At 60.3% G+C, this 18,185-nt stretch carries 14 protein-coding genes; all 14 read left to right on the top strand.

Translation table 11 applies throughout. The features are described from left to right. Positions 1-18 precede the first annotated feature (18 nt). Positions 19-1,185 (top strand): acyltransferase family protein, encoded by a 1,167-nt coding sequence (locus tag NSND_RS20065; RefSeq protein WP_159450913.1) that lies wholly within the window; start codon positions 19-21, stop codon positions 1,183-1,185. A gap of 44 nt (positions 1,186-1,229) precedes the next feature. Further along, on the top strand, positions 1,230-2,465 hold the full coding sequence (locus NSND_RS20070; RefSeq protein WP_080880680.1) for a glycosyltransferase family 4 protein: 1,236 nt from the start codon (positions 1,230-1,232) through the stop codon (positions 2,463-2,465). Beyond that, complete coding sequence (locus NSND_RS20075) at positions 2,455-3,306, top strand: class I SAM-dependent methyltransferase (protein ID WP_080880681.1); 852 nt, start codon at positions 2,455-2,457, stop codon at positions 3,304-3,306. Before NSND_RS20070 ends, NSND_RS20075 begins: the two co-directional genes overlap by 11 nt. Beyond that, complete coding sequence (locus NSND_RS20080; protein ID WP_080880682.1) at positions 3,303-4,613, top strand: glycosyltransferase family protein; 1,311 nt, start codon at positions 3,303-3,305, stop codon at positions 4,611-4,613. Before NSND_RS20075 ends, NSND_RS20080 begins: the two co-directional genes overlap by 4 nt. A 131-nt stretch (positions 4,614-4,744) precedes the next feature. Continuing rightward, positions 4,745-5,524: a class I SAM-dependent methyltransferase gene (locus NSND_RS20085; RefSeq protein ID WP_159450914.1), complete on the top strand. Its 780-nt coding sequence runs from the start codon at positions 4,745-4,747 to the stop codon at positions 5,522-5,524. A gap of 33 nt (positions 5,525-5,557) precedes the next feature. After that, positions 5,558-6,700, top strand: a complete 1,143-nt coding sequence (locus tag NSND_RS20090; RefSeq protein ID WP_080880684.1) for a GumK N-terminal domain-containing glycosyltransferase — start codon at positions 5,558-5,560, stop codon at positions 6,698-6,700. 45 nt (positions 6,701-6,745) lie between these two features. Beyond that, complete coding sequence (locus tag NSND_RS20095; RefSeq protein ID WP_080880685.1) at positions 6,746-7,816, top strand: glycosyltransferase family 4 protein; 1,071 nt, start codon at positions 6,746-6,748, stop codon at positions 7,814-7,816. A 141-nt stretch (positions 7,817-7,957) separates the two neighbouring features. Further along, entirely contained in the window at positions 7,958-9,190 is a 1,233-nt protein-coding gene (locus NSND_RS20100) for a glycosyltransferase family 4 protein (RefSeq protein ID WP_080880686.1), read from the top strand. Further along, positions 9,187-11,907, top strand: a complete 2,721-nt coding sequence (locus NSND_RS20105) for a glycosyltransferase (protein ID WP_080880687.1) — start codon at positions 9,187-9,189, stop codon at positions 11,905-11,907. Before NSND_RS20100 ends, NSND_RS20105 begins: the two co-directional genes overlap by 4 nt. Before the next feature lie 86 nt (positions 11,908-11,993). After that, positions 11,994-13,361, top strand: a complete 1,368-nt coding sequence (locus tag NSND_RS20110) for a lipopolysaccharide biosynthesis protein (RefSeq protein WP_143833641.1) — start codon at positions 11,994-11,996, stop codon at positions 13,359-13,361. A gap of 14 nt (positions 13,362-13,375) precedes the next feature. Beyond that, positions 13,376-14,560 (top strand): glycosyltransferase, encoded by a 1,185-nt coding sequence (locus tag NSND_RS20115; RefSeq protein ID WP_080880689.1) that lies wholly within the window; start codon positions 13,376-13,378, stop codon positions 14,558-14,560. Between the two features lie 7 nt (positions 14,561-14,567). Beyond that, positions 14,568-15,968 (top strand): undecaprenyl-phosphate glucose phosphotransferase, encoded by a 1,401-nt coding sequence (locus tag NSND_RS20120; protein ID WP_080880690.1) that lies wholly within the window; start codon positions 14,568-14,570, stop codon positions 15,966-15,968. A gap of 137 nt (positions 15,969-16,105) precedes the next feature. Next, entirely contained in the window at positions 16,106-16,636 is a 531-nt protein-coding gene (locus tag NSND_RS20125; RefSeq protein ID WP_235000324.1) for a KdsC family phosphatase, read from the top strand. 50 nt (positions 16,637-16,686) lie between these two features. Further along, positions 16,687-18,138 carry a mannose-1-phosphate guanylyltransferase/mannose-6-phosphate isomerase gene (locus tag NSND_RS20130; RefSeq protein ID WP_200810565.1) on the top strand — a complete coding sequence of 484 codons (1,452 nt, stop codon included), beginning with the start codon at positions 16,687-16,689 and terminating at the stop codon, positions 18,136-18,138. Positions 18,139-18,185: the final 47 nt, after the last annotated feature.

Consider the following 18,185-nt stretch of genomic DNA (forward strand, 5'->3'; position numbering starts at 1 on the left):
GCAGAGGGCAGTGGGCCAGTGACCGATCGACCCGGATCCGCTTCCGGTCAGGTCGCCGATGGGATGAAGGGGGAACAGGGGCAGGGTGCATACAAGGTATTCGGGATATACCGTTTTGTGCTGGCCCTGCTGGTTGTGTTGAGTCACACCTGGGAGTTTGCCTTCGAAGCACCCGAGCGACATTTCCTGTCGTCTATCGGGATCGGCAACATCGGAGTGATGACGTTTTTTATTCTCTCGGGTTTTATTATTTCCGAAGCCATCGATCGGTTCTACTGGGGCCGGCCGTATAGCTTTCTGGGCAACAGGTTCTTACGGTTGATCCCCCCGTTTTGGGCTGCCATAGGCGTTTCTGTGATCGTTCATGCGGCGCTGATCAACCACGGCGCCCGTGCTCTACCGGCTGCGTATTTTCGTGCTGACATGCTCTCCGTCGAAACCGTCCTCGTCAATTTGACGGAGCTCATCCCGATTCTGAACGTGAATAACCTCATCGGCTTGAAGGAGTATTATCACTTTATCAGCTACGCCTGGGCCGTGTTCATAGAGGTCATGTTTTATCTCTCGGTATTCGCGATATGTCTGGTGTCCGGGCGAAGGTTTATCGGCAGGTACGCTTCTGTCGGTTTCCTGTTTTATTGCATGGGAGGGGGAATTCTTCTGGCGCATCTTTGCCATGAATATGTGCACAAGCTCTACAGACCCTTGTCGTTCGTTCCCTATTTTTTGCTCGGCGTACTCTTGTATAGACTGAGAACACGAGCCGGTGCGGTGGAATGGACGGGTGTCGTGGTGGTTGCCCCTCTCATGCTGCTGCATTTTTCCCGCTACATTCAGGGCGAGGTGCCTCTCGATCATGCCTGGGTCGCGAACCTCATGACAGCCAGAGGGCTGACAGCCCTCGTGCTCCTTGTGATGGCGGCAGTACTCATCTATCCTCTCTCCTATGCCGGTGCAGGACTTAGATTGAAGAACGCAGACCGGTGGTTCGGTGACCTCTCATACCCGTTGTATTTGAATCATTATGTCATCGTCGTCGGGTTCGCGACTCTGTTGGAGGCGAAAGGTGCCCGGTATCAGCTGGCGGCGATTCTACTGTCTTTGGCGCTCGCCTACGGGATGAACGTCGTGGTGGAGGCCCCGCTCAGGCGGATTCGCAACAGTATCCGTGGGGTTGCGCTCTAAGTCTGCCGGACATCCTATTTGAGGATGTCCGGCTCGCATGTGGTATGAACATTCTCCATCTCAGCACAGAGTACAACCTGGGCGGGTCCGGCCGGGCGGCCTATCGAATTCATTCGAGCCTCATGCGGCGAGGCCATACCTCGCGTATGCTTGTCTCGGGGTTGGTGCATGGTGCGTCGGACGCGGGGCCGATTTGGGGCAGCATGCCATGGCGCGCGGCGGATTGGCTGGCGCGCCGGGCGACCGATGCCTTGAGTCTGCAGTATCTGTTCTTGCCTTCGTCCTGGCGGTTGCTGCGCCATCCCTGGTTTCAGGCTGCCGATGTCGTGCAGCTCTACAATACGCACGGCGGGTATTTCAGCCATTCCGTGTTGGGCGTCGCCAGTCGGCGCAAGCCGTTTGTCTGGCGTCTGTCGGACATGTGGCCCCTGACCGGCCATTGCTGTTATTCCTATGATTGCGAACGGTGGAAAACGGGATGCGGTGCCTGCCCGCTGTTGAATGACGAGCCTGCCTTGAGGGCGGACCGGACGGCGCTGCTGTGGCGAACGAAGCAGCGTATCTATGCCGATGCGAACGTGACGTTGGTGGCGCCGTCGCGGTGGATCGCCGGGCTGGCTGAGCAAAGCCCGCTGGTCGGGCATTGGCCGTTGCGAGTGATTCCGAACGGTCTGAATCTGAACGTGTTTCGACCGATCGATCAAGCCTCGGCTCGAACGGTGTTAGGGCTCCCGCAGGATGAGGATCTCGTGTTGTTCAGCTCCGTGGAGACGCAGGCCTATCGCAAGGGCGGCACCTTCGTCACAGAGGCTGTGAACGCTCTCAAGGGGAAGACCCGGAAGCCCTTCCGCCTGTTGGTGGTCGGGAACCGCGCCGGTGAGTGGGAGACCGCCGTGAATGTCCCTGTGACGGCCATCGGGACCGTGAAAGACGACCATCTGTTGGCGACCCTCTACTCGGCTGCGGATGTGTTCGTCCATCCCGCCCTGGCAGATAACTTGCCGAACGGTGTGCTGGAAAGTCTGGCCTGTGGAACTCCGGTGGTGGCCTTCAACGTGGGCGGTGTGGGTGAGGCCGTACGGCCGATGGAGACCGGTTACCTGGCGCGCGACAAGGATGCCGGCGACCTGTCGGAGGGCATCAAGTGCCTCCTGGACGATCCTGATCTGCGGCGACGACTGCGCACACGGTGTCGTGAGGTTGCGGAAGCCGAGTACGATATGGCGTTGCAAACACAACGGTTCGAGGAGTTGTATAAGACGGTGATCCATGGCCGATAGCCGGGCCGTGAATTTCCCCGAAACCTCCTATGGCATCGTGAAGCGGCTGCAGACGATCGAGGCATGGACGGCCGGAGTTGCGCAGCGACTGGGCACTCCATCGCTCTCGATTCTCGATTTCGGGTGCGGCACGGGCGATCATGTGACCTATCCCCTGGCCTGTCTTGGCCATCGCGTGCTGGGGGTGGACATGCATGAGCCGTCCATTCAGGAAGCACAACGAAGATATCCGCTGCCGAACCTTTTGTTTCGAACCGGCCATCTCGAGTCGTTGATCCAGGAAGGGGTGGCCGCCGATCTGATTATTTGTTCGGAAGTCCTCGAACATCTCCAGCAGCCACGAGACTGTCTCAGCCTCATGCGGCGTCTGTTGAAGCCGAACGGGGCGTTAATCATTACCACCCCCAACGGCTATGGATCGTATGAAATGTTTTGCCGCCTGCAACGAGGTCTGACCAGAATCGGGATTGATCAGGTGGTTCGCCGCCTGGTGCATGCGCGGCGGGCGATGCAGGCCCGATCCGTTGAGGTGGCGGTGCCGGTGCCGGTGCAGACTTTGCTCCAACAGGAGCAGGTTGGATTCTTGAATTTCGAATCCGGCCATGTGCAGTTTTTCCGGGTGCGGCCTCTCCTGGACGTATTCGCTGCCGGCGGGTTCCGCGTGACGGAACGGCGAGCCAGGACCTTCCTCTGCGGGCCATACATCGATGTGCTGCTCCGGCTGCCGCCGTTTCGGCAGGCACTCTATAGAATGAACAATCGAGTTGCCGACTGGCTGCCGTTTTCGTGGTCCGCCGACTGGATGTTTCTCCTCGAGCCGGCTGAAAAGAGTACCAGGTGACGCAGGACTATCCTCGAATTCTGGTGGTGACGGGGAATAATTTCAATCTCGTGACCGGCGGCGGCATCACGCTGACCAATCTGTTCCGCGGCTGGCCGGCTGATCGACTCGCCAATCTGCACGATGATGCGACTCCGGTGGACCGGACGGTCTGCCGGAATTTTTATCGCCTGACAGAGGAGGAAATACGCTGGGTTTGGCCATTTTCCCTGCTCAGACGATCCTACGGACGCTTCAAGCGGCACTCGGCCGGGCCGTCTGAATCATCCGGTGCCCGGGGCCCCTCCGTAGGCACGTCCTCCATCGAGCTGGCCAGACGAGTCATCGGTGATAGCGTGCCCAAGCGCGCCCACCTCACGAGCGGCCTGACGGCGTGGGTGAATGAATTTCAGCCGACGCTCCTCTATGGATTTCTGGGTTCTCTGGAGCAGGTGGATCTCACGCGGCAGCTTGCGAAGCGATGGGCGATTCCCCTGGTGGTGCATATGATGGATGACTGGCCGGCGGTGCTGCACACCGGCGGCTTATTGGGGCCTGTCGTGGGACCCATGTTGCGTCGTGAACTGAAGGCGACGCTCCGTGAGGCCGTGGGTCGGTTCGCCATCTGCGAGCAAATGTGCGAAGAATATCAGCAGCGCTATGGTTATCCTTTTCTGCCGTTTCAGAACGCTCTGGATGTGGAACGGTGGTTGCCGGATTCTCGAACCGATTGGAAGGCAGGCACACCGTTTGTCCTGCGGTATGTGGGATCGATCGTGCCGGACGGACAGCGTGAAAGTCTGAGAGATATCGCTCGCGCCGTGGCCCGATTGTCAGCCGACGGCATCGACGTGCAGCTCTGGATTCATTCACCGGCCCACGAGTCCGCGTATCTTCGCGACCTGTCCTCTCCGGCCGTTCGAATCGAAGGTCCGCCCGATCCGAAGTCGATCGCGCGGCTGCTGGCCGGAACGGATCTGCTGGTCCTGCCGTACAACTTCGATGCGCGAAGTGCCCGGTACATTCGGCTCTCCCTTCCGACGAAGGCGCCGGCGTATATGATTTCAGGAACGCCGATTCTAGTGTATGCTCCCGGCGACGTGGCGACCGCGCGCTATGCGACACAGGAAGGCTGGGGATATGTCGTTGCAACTCGAGGTGAAGAAGCGGTCATGTCGGCTGTTCGAACGCTCATGCAGCATACATCGCTCCGCGAGCAGCTCGGCCGACGTGCCCGTGAGGTCGCCGTGGCGCGACATGATGCGTCGGTGGTCAAGGCTGCCTTTTGGACGGCGCTCTGCGAAGCCCCTCGACAGAGAGGTGCCTAACAGCGACCCGCGATCCCTGTTGCGATGTCGCGGGGAATTTCATCGGCCCACCCTGGGACTCCTTGCGCGGGGGCGGTCGTCGTGAATCGGCTCAAGGTAGAGGTATGAGCGGGGAAGGCTCGAAAGAATCTATGCGGCGATCATCAGTGCAAGAGGATAACGAAGACGTCCGCCGGTATTGGAACCAGGAGGCTTGCGGCACCGCCCGCCCAATCGTGGGTGAGGTGCCGGAACTCAGTCGCGAGTGGTTCGAGCGGATCGAATCCTACCGCTATGAGCTGGAGCCTTTCATCCACTCGGTCGCGCAATTCACCCGTCACCACGGTCAACGTATGCTGGAGATCGGGGTCGGTGCCGGGACTGATCACCTGCAATGGGCGCGAGCCGGCTTGGACTGCCACGGGGTCGATTTGACCGAACGGGCCATCGAGGTCACACGCGCGCGATTGGCGTTGTATGGATTGACCAGCTATCTGCAACGGATCGATGCCGAAATTCTTCCCTTCCCCGATCAGTCATTCGATCTGGTCTATTCCTGGGGCGTCATTCATCATGCGGAGCATCCCGAGCGCATCATCGCCGAAGTCCGACGCGTGCTGAAACCGAATGGCCTGTTCATCGGCATGTTGTACGGGAGACATTCACTGGTCGCCCTGAAGTTGTGGGTGAAATATGGTTTGCTTCGCGGGCGGCCGGACAGAACGCTGGCTCATGTGGTCGCCCATCATATGGAGAGCCCGGGCACGAAGGCCTATACGATTCGTGAAGTGCGGGAGTTGTATGCGCAGTTTTCTCAGGTGACCGCCACTCCGGTGTTGACGCCCTATGACCGGCTGCGGCTTCCGGCCTGGCTGACGCAGTGGCTGCCCGCCCGATGGGGGTGGTTCATCTGCATTCATGCGGTCAAGTAAGTGGAGCAAGGGCATTCGACACAGAAGATTTTGATGGCCTGCGCCAACTACTGGACGACTCCGTTCCAAGTGGGTAGCCACCATCTGGCCCGTGGCTTCGTGGATGCCGGATGGACGGTTGGTTTCGTGTCGGATCCCATTTCTCCGCTGCATCTCCTGGGTCATGCGCGGAAGGAACTGGCAAGCAGGTTTCGGCTGTACCGACAGGGTGGCTTCTGGGATCTCGGCAAGAAACTCTGGGCCTACGTTCCGGCGGCATTGGCCACTCCGCGGAATGAGCCCCTGCTTCGCAGTCACGCGCTTGAGCGTGGCTGGGCCCATCTGACCTGGCCTTCGGTCGGCGGGGTGGTGCGGAACCACGGCTTCGGCGATGTCGATCTCCTGTACTGCGATAGCCCCAAGCATCTGTCCTGGCTCTCTCATGTTGCTCGTGCGCGAACCGTGTTTCGAGTTGCCGATAACACCTCGGGGTTCGGACGCACGACGCCCGCCGCCCGGGCAGCCGAACGTGAACTGGCTGCCGCCGCCGATCTGGTGGTGTACAGTGCGGAGACCTTGAAGGAATATGTGGAAGGCCTGAAGCCTCGTCGCATGGCCCATTTGCCGAACGGCGTTAATTTTTCCCACTTCGCCAGACCTGACGTGCCCGTTCCGTCCGAGTACGCCTCGATCCGACGACCCATTGCGGTCTATGCAGGCTATATGGACGCCTGGTTCGATTACGCGCTGCTGAATCGTGTGGTGGCGGCATTGCCGGACGTTTCGTTCGTCCTCATCGGGGGAACTCCCCATGCCCATGCCAGGTTTGCACCGGCGGCCAATCTGCATCTGCTCGGGCCCCGGCCGTTTTCACGGTTGCCGGAATATTTGCGGGCTGCGGATGTGGGGCTCATTCCGTTCGACGTGCGGAACCACCCGACATTGGTTCATAGCATCCATCCCTTGAAGCTCTATGAATACCTTGCGGCAGGGTTGCCTGTTGTCGCCACCCGTTGGCGTGAACTGGAGCGGCTGCAGAGCCCGGCGACGCTCTGTGAGTCTATCGAGCAGTTTGTGACGGCGATCGAAGGCTGCGTCACTCGCGAGCCTCAGCAGGATCTCTACCGAGCCTATGCGGAGCAAGCCGATTGGAAACACCGCGTCTCGCGGTTGCTGCAGTTGGCGCAGTCCGGTTGACCGAGAGGAGAGTGGCCTATTCAACAAGGACCCATCACCATCGACATGCGAATGGTGCAGTCTGCGGGCATCGGGACATACCTGCAAGAACTGGTTCCACGGTTGTTCAAGGTTTTGTCCAAGCCCGCCTTTTGTCTGCTCGGTCAGGCTGACCTCCTCCGCGGATTCAGCTGGGCTCAGCATCCGAATATCAGGATCATCGATTGCCGGGCGGGGATTTATTCACTACGCGAGCAGGTTGAGCTCCCGATGCGGATTCCCCGCGATACCACCCTCTATTGGTCCCCTCACTACAATATTCCATTGTTGTACCGAGGGCCTCTATTGGTGACGGTCCACGACACATTTCACCTGGCGATGCCGCAATTCGTGGACGGGTGGCATCGACGGGCCTATGCGCGCCTGATGTTTCGAGCCGTAAGGGCCAAGGCGGCCGCCATTGTGTGTGTCTCTCAATTTGCCAGGGACCAACTCCTGCAGTTCGTTCCCGAGGGACGGCAGGAAGTCATCGTGGTGCATAACGGGGTGGATGTCTCATGGTTCACGCCGGTGCCTGGCGGGCCGCCCCACGGGAAACCCTACGTACTCTTCGTCGGAAGCGTCAAGCCGCACAAGAACCTGTCCCGTCTGCTGGAGGCATTTGCCCTGGTGCAGAAGCACATTCCGCATGACCTGGTGATCATCGGTCGCCGGGAGGGCCTCATCACCGGCGACGCGTCGGCGATGGCGATGGCCTCCGCCATGGGCGATCGAGTGATCTGTGTCGGCGAGTTGGAGCATGGAGATGAATTGCTCCGTCGCTACTATCGGTACGCGGATGTTCTGGTGATGCCCTCGCTTTATGAGAGTTTCGGGCTTCCGGCCTTGGAGGCGCTGGCGTCCGGCTGTCCGGTCATCGTCTCCCGCGTCGCGGGGTTACCCGAGGTGTATGGAGAAGGCGCCATGTACTGTGATCCGTATGACCCGTCCGATATTGCGGAGCGCATCCGACTGATGGTGAGTGATCGCGGGGTGCGAGAACAGTACCTCACTGCCGGGCAGGCTGTGGCCACGCAGTACGATTGGGACACAACAGTAGAAAAGCTCGCTGCCGTCGTGTGCGCCTCCCGGCTGTGAGGCGCCGATGGTGAGGCATGCCGGTGAGCTTGAACTGAACCCCATCGACCCGATATCCCTGAGGTTTCCAATGCCGGCGGGAGGACGTTCGTTCAGGGCGCACATCGACGATCTGTGGCCTGCTCGCTCGCGTGTGTGGACATGAAAAAACTTCATCTCGTGGTTCTCAGCGATTTTGGATACGTGAACGGCGGCAACGCTGCCGTGGCGTTGGCGAGTGCCAGGGGGCTCGCTCGTCGCGGTCATGCCGTGACCCTGTTGTCCGCGGTCGGGGCGACGACGCCCAGCGATGATCCCGATGGGGTTCGATTGGTTTCAACCGATCAACAGGAGATTCTGACGGATTCGAACCGAATGCGAGCCATTCTTCAAGGGACGTGGAACGTCACGGCGGCCCGGATGCTTCGCGCGCTTCTTCGAGATCTCGATCCCGCCTGTACCGTGGTGCATCTCCATAGCTGGACCCAAGCCCTGTCCTCCAGTGTGGTGCGCGCCGCGTTGGCGGTAGGGGTTCGGGTTGTGTACACTATGCACGATTACTTTTCTCTGTGCCCCAACGGGACCTTCTTCAATCATCAACAGAACGAGATCTGCCGGCTCCGGCCGATGTCGCTCTCCTGTATCGCCAGCCACTGCGACAAACGCAGCTATTCGCATAAGCTCTGGCGAATCCTGCGACAGGCGGTGCAGGCCCACCGGGGAGGGATCCCCAATCGAATTCTTGATTTCATTGCCGTCTCGCCGTTCAGTCACGCGATCCTGGCGCCGGGTCTTCCCGCGGGGGCTCGCGTGTACCACGTCCCCAGTCCGATCGAGGTCTCACGGGACGTACCGGCGCGGGTTGCGGCAAACAGGGCGTTTGTGATGGTCGGAAAGATCACACAGGGAAAGGGCGCCATTGTGTTCGCCAAGGCCGCCCGCGCGTTGGGATGTGACGCCCTGTTCGTGGGCGACGGTCCCTGCGCTCAGGAAGTGGTGCAGGTGTATCCCCGTGCCCGAGTGACGGGATGGGTTTCCAGGGAAAAGGTGACGGAGTATCTGAAAACCGCCCGGGTGCTGGTGTTTCCCTCGTTATGGTACGAGACCGAGGGGTTGAGTGTGATTGAGGCCGCGGCGTTGGGAGTGCCGGCGATTGTATCCGGCACGTCGGCCGCGCGCATGTCCATTGCGGACGGGGTGACGGGGTTGTGTTTTGCAGGCGCCGACGAGGCGGACTTGATTCGAGCGATGCGGACACTCTCCGCCGACGATGCGCTCGTCGGGGCCATGGGGCAAGCCGCCCATCAGCGGTATTGGGAGAATCCCCGAACCTTAGACAGGCACGTGTCCGAGCTCGAAGCGGTCTATGAGCAGGCCTTGAGGGGACGGATATGACGGTCGCGGGCGTCTCATCTCCCGCTCATGCGGGCTTGGTCAATCGCCTGGGCTTGTGGATTCTCGCGATGCTCCTGCTCTCGCCGGCGGTGTTCAAAGTTCGTGTGATGGGTGGCCTCGTCGTCCATCCGTTCGTGCTGGCGCTGATCGTCGCATGGGGTTGGGTGTTGTATGCGAGTGCCGATACGTTTTCTCGACGGAAACGCGGGTGGTACTCTCCCGAGTGGCAGACGTGGAACACCCCGCTGATTCTGCTGGGGCTCTCGATCGCCGGATTGGCGCTGAGTCTCGGCATCAATTCCATTCGACTGGGATCGCTCCAATCGACCGGCTGGCTGCTCTTGCTGAAATGGGGGCTCTATCTGGCCCCGCTTCCGCTGACGGCGCTGCTGGCTCTTAGGACCGGCTTTCAGGTCGTCAGACTGGTCAGCTACCTGATTCCCGCGGTCGCCCTTCTCACGTTGCTCTATTCGTGCTTTCGAATGGGGCAGGCCCTCGATGGCCGGTATATCAATGCCTACGTCGATGCGTCCTCCACATTTTTTGCGATGGGCATGTTTGCGGAAGTTCTGTCGCCCGAGGGCCTGGTCGTACGCTCCGACACCGGTAGTCACGGGGCCTACGGCATGTACCTGGCTTTCGCATCGCTGTTCAGTCTTTGTTTGGCCTTGTTTCAAGGATGGCACGGCATAGTGAATCGCGGGTACGCGGTCCTGCAAGGGCTGATCCTTGCTCCCTTGTGCTTCATGGGCATTCTCTGGACCGGGTCGCGATCCAGCCTTGTCCTACTGCTTGGGGCCATCCTGATGTTGGGCCTCCTGACTATGGTCAATCCCGGAGGGCTGCTCGCGCGGTCCCGCCGCTTGGCGTTTGCCGGCCTGCTGTTCCTGATGCCGCTTGGTCTATTGGGACTGATTCACGTGCTTGAGGTGAAGGTCCCCACACTTGATCGGGTGCGGGACACACTGACCGCTTCCATGCAACTCGAACAAACCGTCCGCGGAGAACTGTCTCCCGTGGACGAGCGGCACGCGTCGACTCAGCGGGCGGTGCAGAACGTTCAGACGCGTGTCTGGCTCTGGGGCCAATCGTTCCGGTATCTTCTGCGGCATCCGTTCACCGTGGTGACCGGCATCGGGTATGACCGCCGCCGTTTCGTCGAAGAAGTGGTCGGGATCCCCTTCGAAGGTTTCAACTTCAACTACCAGACGGCTCATAACCTGTATCTCGATGTCCTGATCAAGGGCGGGATCGGACCGCTGCTGCCGCTCGTCGCCGCCTGTGTCTGGTTGCTGTGGGTGGGCATCAAGAGCGTCACGATTCCCGTGCGTGAGCCGAGTGCCGTCGTGCGTATCGGCGTCGGATGGATCGCCTTGGCCTGTTGGCCGCCGCTATTATTGGTCAGCCTGACCTGTGAGGAGTTGTTGACGGACAACTTGATGCTCCATTGGACCGCCTTGTTCGGCCTCCTTCTGGGATTGTGCGGGACGGCGCTGGCGGAATGGTTGCCGAATCGTATCGTACACATGACGGCGACTGCCGGGGTGGGCGGCGGGCCGGCCTACCTGACGGCGCTGGCGGACCACCAACTCGGGTCCCGCATGCAGGTGCGCGTATTCTGTTCGGACGAGAAGCCCTATGTCGAGATCTGGCGCCGGATGCCGTTGGACCTGTCCGTGCTGCCGATGCGACGCCCCAATGCGCGCTCGGTCTGGCAGTTGCTGAAAGAGTTGTTGCGCGCGCCGGCGCCGATTCATGCGCATGGTCGCGGGGCCGCGTTTTTTGCCATCTGGGTCAAGATTCTTGTCCGCGTGCCGGTGATCTATACGCCGCACGGGCCGCACTATGCCGACAACCAGGGATGGCGCTACCTGTCTGGCTGGCTGTTCGAGTTGTGCTGTCGCCTCTTGCTGGATGCCATCGTGTATGTGTCTCCGGGGGAGCGGGAGACCGCTCGTCGGCATCGGCTGCCGACGTCGAACTCCCTTGTGGTGTTGTCGGGACTGGTTCAAGAAAACGCGCAGTCGATTCATTCCGGTGATACGGGGAAGAGCTTACGTGCAGAACTCACGATCCCGGACGGGAGATTCCTCATCGGATGGATCGGCCGGTTTCACCGCCAGAAGGGCCTGGATATTCTCCTTGAGTCCGTGCGGATCGTGTCGACGCAAGTACCCGAGGCCACGTGGGCGGTGATCGGGGAGGGCAGTGAAGAGGACCGACGACGGTATCGATCGATCCTGGATACCCTTCCACAGCCGGATCGGGTGCTGTTCCTCGGCGGGCGGCCGGATGCGTTTGCCTTGATGAGAGCCTTCGATCTCTTCGTCTCGACCTCTCGCTGGGAAGGGCTTCCGCTCGTCTTGCTGGAGGCGATGGAGCAGGGCATTCCTATCGTGGCCAGTGATGTGATCGGGAACCGTGATGTGCTGCAGGGGTGGGGCATGCTCTTCAATGCCAACGACCCCAAGGCGGCGGGCGAGGCGCAAATTCGTCTGGCGCTCGATGCCCCGTTGCGGGCGCGGCTGACGAAGCTGGGTCGGGAGGTCAGGCGGTCACGATTCGCGCTGAGTCGAATGTTGCGGGAAATGGATCAGGCGTATTATGAAATTCTAGGAGCCTCGATCTTCCCGAACGGTCAGCCTTCCGGATCCGTTGTCGCAACGCCGGCAGACGCGTCCACCCGGTGGTCCGCCGGGGTGTCCTTTCCGGGGTAACCCGGGTACTGTGCCGCGTCCGGCGCAACCGTCCGAGGCGTCAGCAGGTGTGCGAGAGCTGGAGTATCGCATAGGGAGCGCAGTTCGTGAGACGAACCGGGCAGGCAGACATTCCCGAGGCCGCAACTGCCCGGGAGAGAGTAGCAGAGGCCGGTGCCCCTGCCATACCCGTCAGCCGCGCCGCGGGTCCATTGATCCTATCGGACGTCCTGCTGCAGGGGATGCGCTATCTGCTGCTGCTCTATCTGGGATACCGTTCACTGACCTATGCGGGCGCGTTTTTGTTGGGGTCCGCCCTGGGTGCGGTGCTGGGGGGGATGGTCGATTTTGGAATCAACCAGTATTGGCTGAGACTGACCGGCCCGGACCTGTGCCTGAATCAGCGGACCTTCTCTCGTGTGTTGCGTGGCAAGGTGCTGGCGTGCCTGGGCGGACTTCTCTGTATCGGTGGAGGGATCGCGTTGGGTGCCTGGAGTCCCTCACTACCGATGGCGATGGTCGTCGGCATCGGGCTTGCGGCGACGCAGGTGCTGGCCGAAACCTGTGAGGCCGCAGGGTTGTCGCTGCACCGGTATCAGATGGTGGCGCTTTTCCGGGTGTTGATGAGTGTGGGGATGTATGGTGTGCCTCTTGTGTTGGCTTGGACCCTGCAGCAGGAAGCGAATCATGCGGGTCTCGACCTGGCCCTGCTCGCAGGACTGATGATTGGAGTGCTTCTGTGCGGTCTGTATGCGTGGAGGATGATGGCGTTGCTTCCGGGAGGGACGTACGGGAACCGCGGGTATCGCCGTGCTTGGTGGGAGGCTCGCTGGCTCGGCTTGAACCAGATCGCCATCGTGCTAGATGTCCGGGCTCCGTTGCTCATTCTTGGTTTCATGCTGGGAGCGTCGGCGGTGGGGCTCTATGGTCTGGTACAACGGACGACCGCTGTGGTGGAATTGGCGTGGGCCTCACTCTCTCGACTGCTGTTGAGATCCTATGCCGAGATGGTCGGAGAGAAGGGGTCGGATCAGATCAAGGCCCGTGTGCGCATGGCCGGCCTCGTCACGGTCGCCGTCATGGCCATCGCCTCAGCCGGCCTGTGGAGCGCCATCATCTTTTATGGGAGATTCGCGGAGGTTTCGACGGAGACCGTCGTGGCGCTCTCTCTCTTGCAGTGGGCGGTCGTGGCCATCGGGTTCAGTTCCGTCAAGCGTCCGTTTGTGTCAGGGCTGATCGCGCTGTTCCAAGAGCGGCTCGTGTGTCGGGTCAATGTGACCGCCGCGCTGATCGGACTGCTGCTGGTTCCGCTGTGCATACGATATTGGGGTATCTGGGGGCCGGTCATGGCCTGGATTGTGTTGGAGGTCGCGGCCTGTCTGGTGCTGGTGCTGTTGTTTTTCTACGTATCCGGTCAAGCAAGACCCGCGCTGGTGACGAGGGCCTCCGGCGGAATAGGTGGCTATACGAAATGAAATCGCGTCGCTGAATGAAGTCGTTACGAGTTGCGATTGTCCACGATTGGCTCACCGGGATGCGGGGCGGCGAGCGCTGCCTGGAGGCGTTCTGCGAGCTGTTCCCCGATGCCGATCTCTACACCCTGCTGCACATCAAGGGGACGGTGTCGCCCACGATCGAGCGTCACCGGATCACGACCAGTTTCGTTCAATCCTTCCCGCTGGCCGCGCGGTACTATCGGTATTATTTGCCCGTATTTCCTGCTGCGATCGAGCATGTTCGCCTCCCGTCCTACGACCTGGTCTTAAGTTCGAGCCATTGTGTGGCCAAGGGCATTCGCCCGCCGGCGGGAGCGAAACATCTCTGCTACATTCATGCGCCCATGCGGTATGTGTGGGATCAGTTCGACAACTATGCCGGCGGCGGGCGATCGGGAGTCGTGGCGAGATTGGGCATGGAACTGTTCCGGAAGCGTCTGCAGGCCTGGGATGTGGCCTCCGCCGCTCGGGTGGATCAATTCGTGGCCAATTCTCGGAACATCGCCGGGAAGGTGCAACGGTATTACGACCGGCCGGCGGCCGTGCTGCATCCCCCGGTCGATTGGCAGACGTTTCAAGCCGCGGAACAATCGGAGGACTTCTATTTCATGGTCACGGCCTTTGCGCCGTATAAACGGGTTGATCTGGCCATTCAGGCGTGTAATGTTATGAAACGACGACTGAAGATCATCGGCAAGGGGCAAGAGGAGGCGCGGTTGCGCAAGCTCGCCGGCCCGACGGTCGAATTTCTGGGCTGGCAGCCGGACGAGGTGGTCAGGGATCACTATGCGCGCTGTCGGGCGTTGCTCTTTCCAGGCGAGGAAGATTTTGGTATCGTCCCATTGGAAGCGATGGCCTGCGGCAAGCCTGTGCTTGCCTTCGGGCGCGGGGGAGCGCTGGAGACCGTGGTGCCGTTGACGGGTGTCGGATCCGTCGAGGGCACACCTGTGCGAGGGGGAACCGATTCTGTGACCGGTGCGGGGAACGTTGCCACGGGAGTGTTTTTCTTCACTCAGTCGGTCGAATCCGTTGTCGAGGCGATGGAGTCCTTCGAGCGTCGCCGGACGGAGTTTGATCCGCATGCCATTCGTGACCACGTGGCCGCCTTCGACCGCCGGCTGTTCAAGGAGCGCATGAAAGCCTTCGCGATGGGGGCGTTGACCGGTACGGCTTCATAGAGGGAGCATGCTCAGACGCCACTCCCAATTTCTCAAAAGTCTGCTGTTTTGTATCGATCTCGGGCTGATCTGCGCCTGCTGGGTCGGAGCCTACTACCTTCGTTTTTCAGAGATCGTGGAACCTGCCACCAAGGGCATTCCTCCTCTCCGGATCTATCTGCTGTTGTTGGTGCCGATCATCGCAGTCTGGGGCATGTCGTTCCAGGCCTTCGACCTCTACCGCCCGCGACGGATGGGCACGCGGTTGTCGGAGTTTCTCGACGTGGCGAAAGCCAATACCCTCTCCGTGCTGATTCTGGTGGCATTGACCTTTTTCTTCCGGCAGTACGAATATTCCCGACTGGTGCTCCTCTATTTCTGGCTGTTGAACCTCATCACCCTGGGTTTTTCGCGGGTGCTGTTCCGGGAGGCGCTTCGGTTCCTGCGTCGGCACGGATACAATCAACGCCATGCGCTGGTCATCGGCACCAGCCGGCTGGGACGACGGGTGGTGGACGCGCTCGCTCAGCATCCGGAGCTGGGGGTGAAAGTGCATGGGTTCTTGAGCGCCGATTCCCGGAAGGTGGGTGAGCGGATCAACGGGGTGCCGGTGATCGGGCGGTACGATGACCTGCAGGAACGTGTTCAGTCAGGTGTCGATATCGTCTTTGTCTGCCTGCCTCCGGAGGACGAGCAGTGGGCTGAAAAAATGTTTACCTGTTTGGCCACGACGATGGTCGAAGTGAAGGCCTTGCCCGCGATGTGCGAATTTGTGAGCCTGCGCGCGGAGGCCGAGATGTTCGAGGGCCTTCCGCTCATCACGTTGCAGGGATCGCCGTTGTACGGGTGGAATCTGGTCATCAAACGGGTGTTGGATGTGGTCGGCGCATCGGCGGCGCTGGTGGTATTCTCCCCGGTGTTATGCGCGATCGCGGCCTTGGTGAAACTGACTTCGCCCGGCCCGGTCTTTTTCCGTCAACTCCGTATGGGATTGGACGGGCAGGCGTTCGAAATGTTGAAATTCCGTTCCATGAAGCTCGATGCGGAGTCGGAAACCGGCCCGGTCTGGACGCAACCCAATGACGATCGCCGGACACCGATCGGCGCGTTTCTGCGCCGAACCAGCTTGGATGAGTTGCCGCAATTCTGGAACGTGCTGCGCGGGGAGATGAGCATCGTCGGTCCCAGGCCCGAACGGCCCGAGTTCATCGCCCGGTTTCGAGAAACACTTCCGCAGTACATGCTGCGGCACAAGATGAAAGCCGGGATTACCGGGTGGGCGCAGATCAACGGATGGCGTGGCAACACGTCACTGGAACGGCGGATCGAGCACGACCTGTACTACATTGAACACTGGTCGATCTGGTTCGACTTCAAAATCATGCTGCTCACGGTCTGGCGAGGGTTTATCCACCGGCATGCGTATTGATATTTTGTGCCGCCGTGCCCAACCGGCTGCTTCCGGCCGGAGCGGCATTGGGGCGCGCCGGACACTCCGACATCCCCGAGTTTTCTTGAGTTTCACTTGATGGCTTGTTAACATCGGCCTCAATTGAAAGCCATCGCATGCCCAGCACAACACGCCGCACAAAAACTTCCGCCAAGCCTCGTTTCTCGCTTCAAGAAACACTTCGAGGAATCCGGTTATTTGCGACGGATGTCGATGGGGTCTTGACCGACGCCGGCATGTACTATTCCGAGTCCGGCGACGAGTGGAAAAAGTTCAATACGCATGACGGGATGGGGATCAAACTCTTGCAGAAGGCCGGGATTCTGACCGCGATCATTACGCAGGAGTCGACAAAAATCGTGATGCGCCGCGCGCAAAAGCTGACGATTCCCGAAGTGCACCAGGGTGTGTATGACAAGCTCGCCGTGCTCAAGGAGCTGATTGCACGGCATGGCTTCTCGATGGATCAGGTGGCCTACATCGGTGACGATGTGAACGATCTCCAGGCCCTGGGTGCAGTCGGATTTTCAGCCGCCCCGGCCGACGGAATGCCGCCGGTGCTGAAGACGGTTCGATATGTGTGCAAGAAAAAGGGCGGAGAGGGCGCGGTACGGGAAGTGGCCGATCTCATTCTGGCGGCTCGGTAGCCACGCTGAGCCACTCACAATCACGCTATGTCGAAGATGAAGGGCGCTCCATGGATATGACGGAACATCTCTATCCGGTTATTCTGGCCGGCGGCAGCGGGACGCGGTTCTGGCCGCTAAGCCGCCATCTCTATCCGAAGCAATTGCTACGGATCATCGGCGACGAGACGCTCATTCAGCAGACGATGCGACGCGTCCTCTCCTGCGCGAAGCCCGAGCAGGTCATCATCTCGACCAATCCGGGCCAGGCGGATTCGATTCGGGTGCAATTGGGAGAGTGGAAATCCGCGTTGAAAGATAACTACGTGGTCGAGCCGGTCGGTCGCAATACGGCCCCCGCCATTGCGCTGGTGGCTGCCGAGCTTCTGCTGCGCGATCCTCATGCGATGATGCTGGTCTTGCCTGCGGATCATGTCGTGACCGGTGAGAAGGCGTTCAAGGCGGCGGTGGCGCTGGGTGTGCAACTGGCCGAACAGGGACATTTGGTGACGTTCGGGATCAAGCCGACCAGACCTGAAACGGGGTATGGGTATATACAGCCCAACCGACGGAAGTCTCTGGCCAAGAAGGGGCGGCTGACGGGTCATCCGGTCGCAAGATTTGTCGAGAAGCCGAACCGGACCAAGGCGGCGCAATACTTAAAAAACGGTCACTTCTATTGGAACAGCGGGATGTTTCTCTGGAAGGCCGCCACTATTCTCGAAGAAATTCAGCAGCACCAGCCGCAACTGGCCAAGGCGATTCAGCGGGTCCATGCGCTTATGGCCTCGGGTGCTGAGCCGGGGCTGGTCGAGGCAGCCTATAAGAAAGTGCCCTCGGTGTCGATCGATAACGGGGTCATGGAACAGTCGGCCAATGCAGCGATGATTCCCGTCGGATTCGGATGGTCGGACGTGGGCAATTGGAGCAGCCTCGAAGAGGTCGCGCCACGCGACAAGTCCGGGAACGTCGTCAGCGGGCGCGTCATCGATATGGACAGCACCAATTCCGTGCTGTACGCCGATCGCCGGGTCGTCGCGACCATCGGGCTTTCCGACATGGTGGTGGTCGATACGCCGGATGCGACGTTGATCTGTCCGAAGTCGCGCTCACAAGATGTGAAGCAGATGGTTGAGATCCTTAAACAGCAGGGAGCTCCTGAACACTTGGAGCACTTGACCGTGTTTCGTCCGTGGGGATCCTACACGGTCTTGGAAGAAGGCCCTGGGTACAAGGTCAAGCGGGTGACGGTGAATCCCGGAGGGCGTCTGTCGCTGCAACTCCATCATAAGCGCAGTGAGCACTGGGTCGTCATCGCCGGGACTGCGCGGGTCACGAGAGGCGAAGAGCTCCTGGATCTGCGGGTGGGGCAGAGCACGGCCATCCCGGTCGAGACGCCTCATCGCCTTGAAAATCTCGGTTCGGAGACGTTGCATATCATCGAAGTTCAGAACGGCCCCTACCTCGGGGAGGATGACATCGTGCGTTTTCAGGACGCCTACGGCCGAACCTCCGTACGGTGACGGGTGACTGGAAAATTGGTGACGTACGTGCCGTGAAGAATCGTCAG

Origin of the sequence: Nitrospira sp. ND1 (assembly GCF_900170025.1) — a bacterium.
In the GTDB taxonomy this organism is placed as follows: domain Bacteria; phylum Nitrospirota; class Nitrospiria; order Nitrospirales; family Nitrospiraceae; genus Nitrospira_A.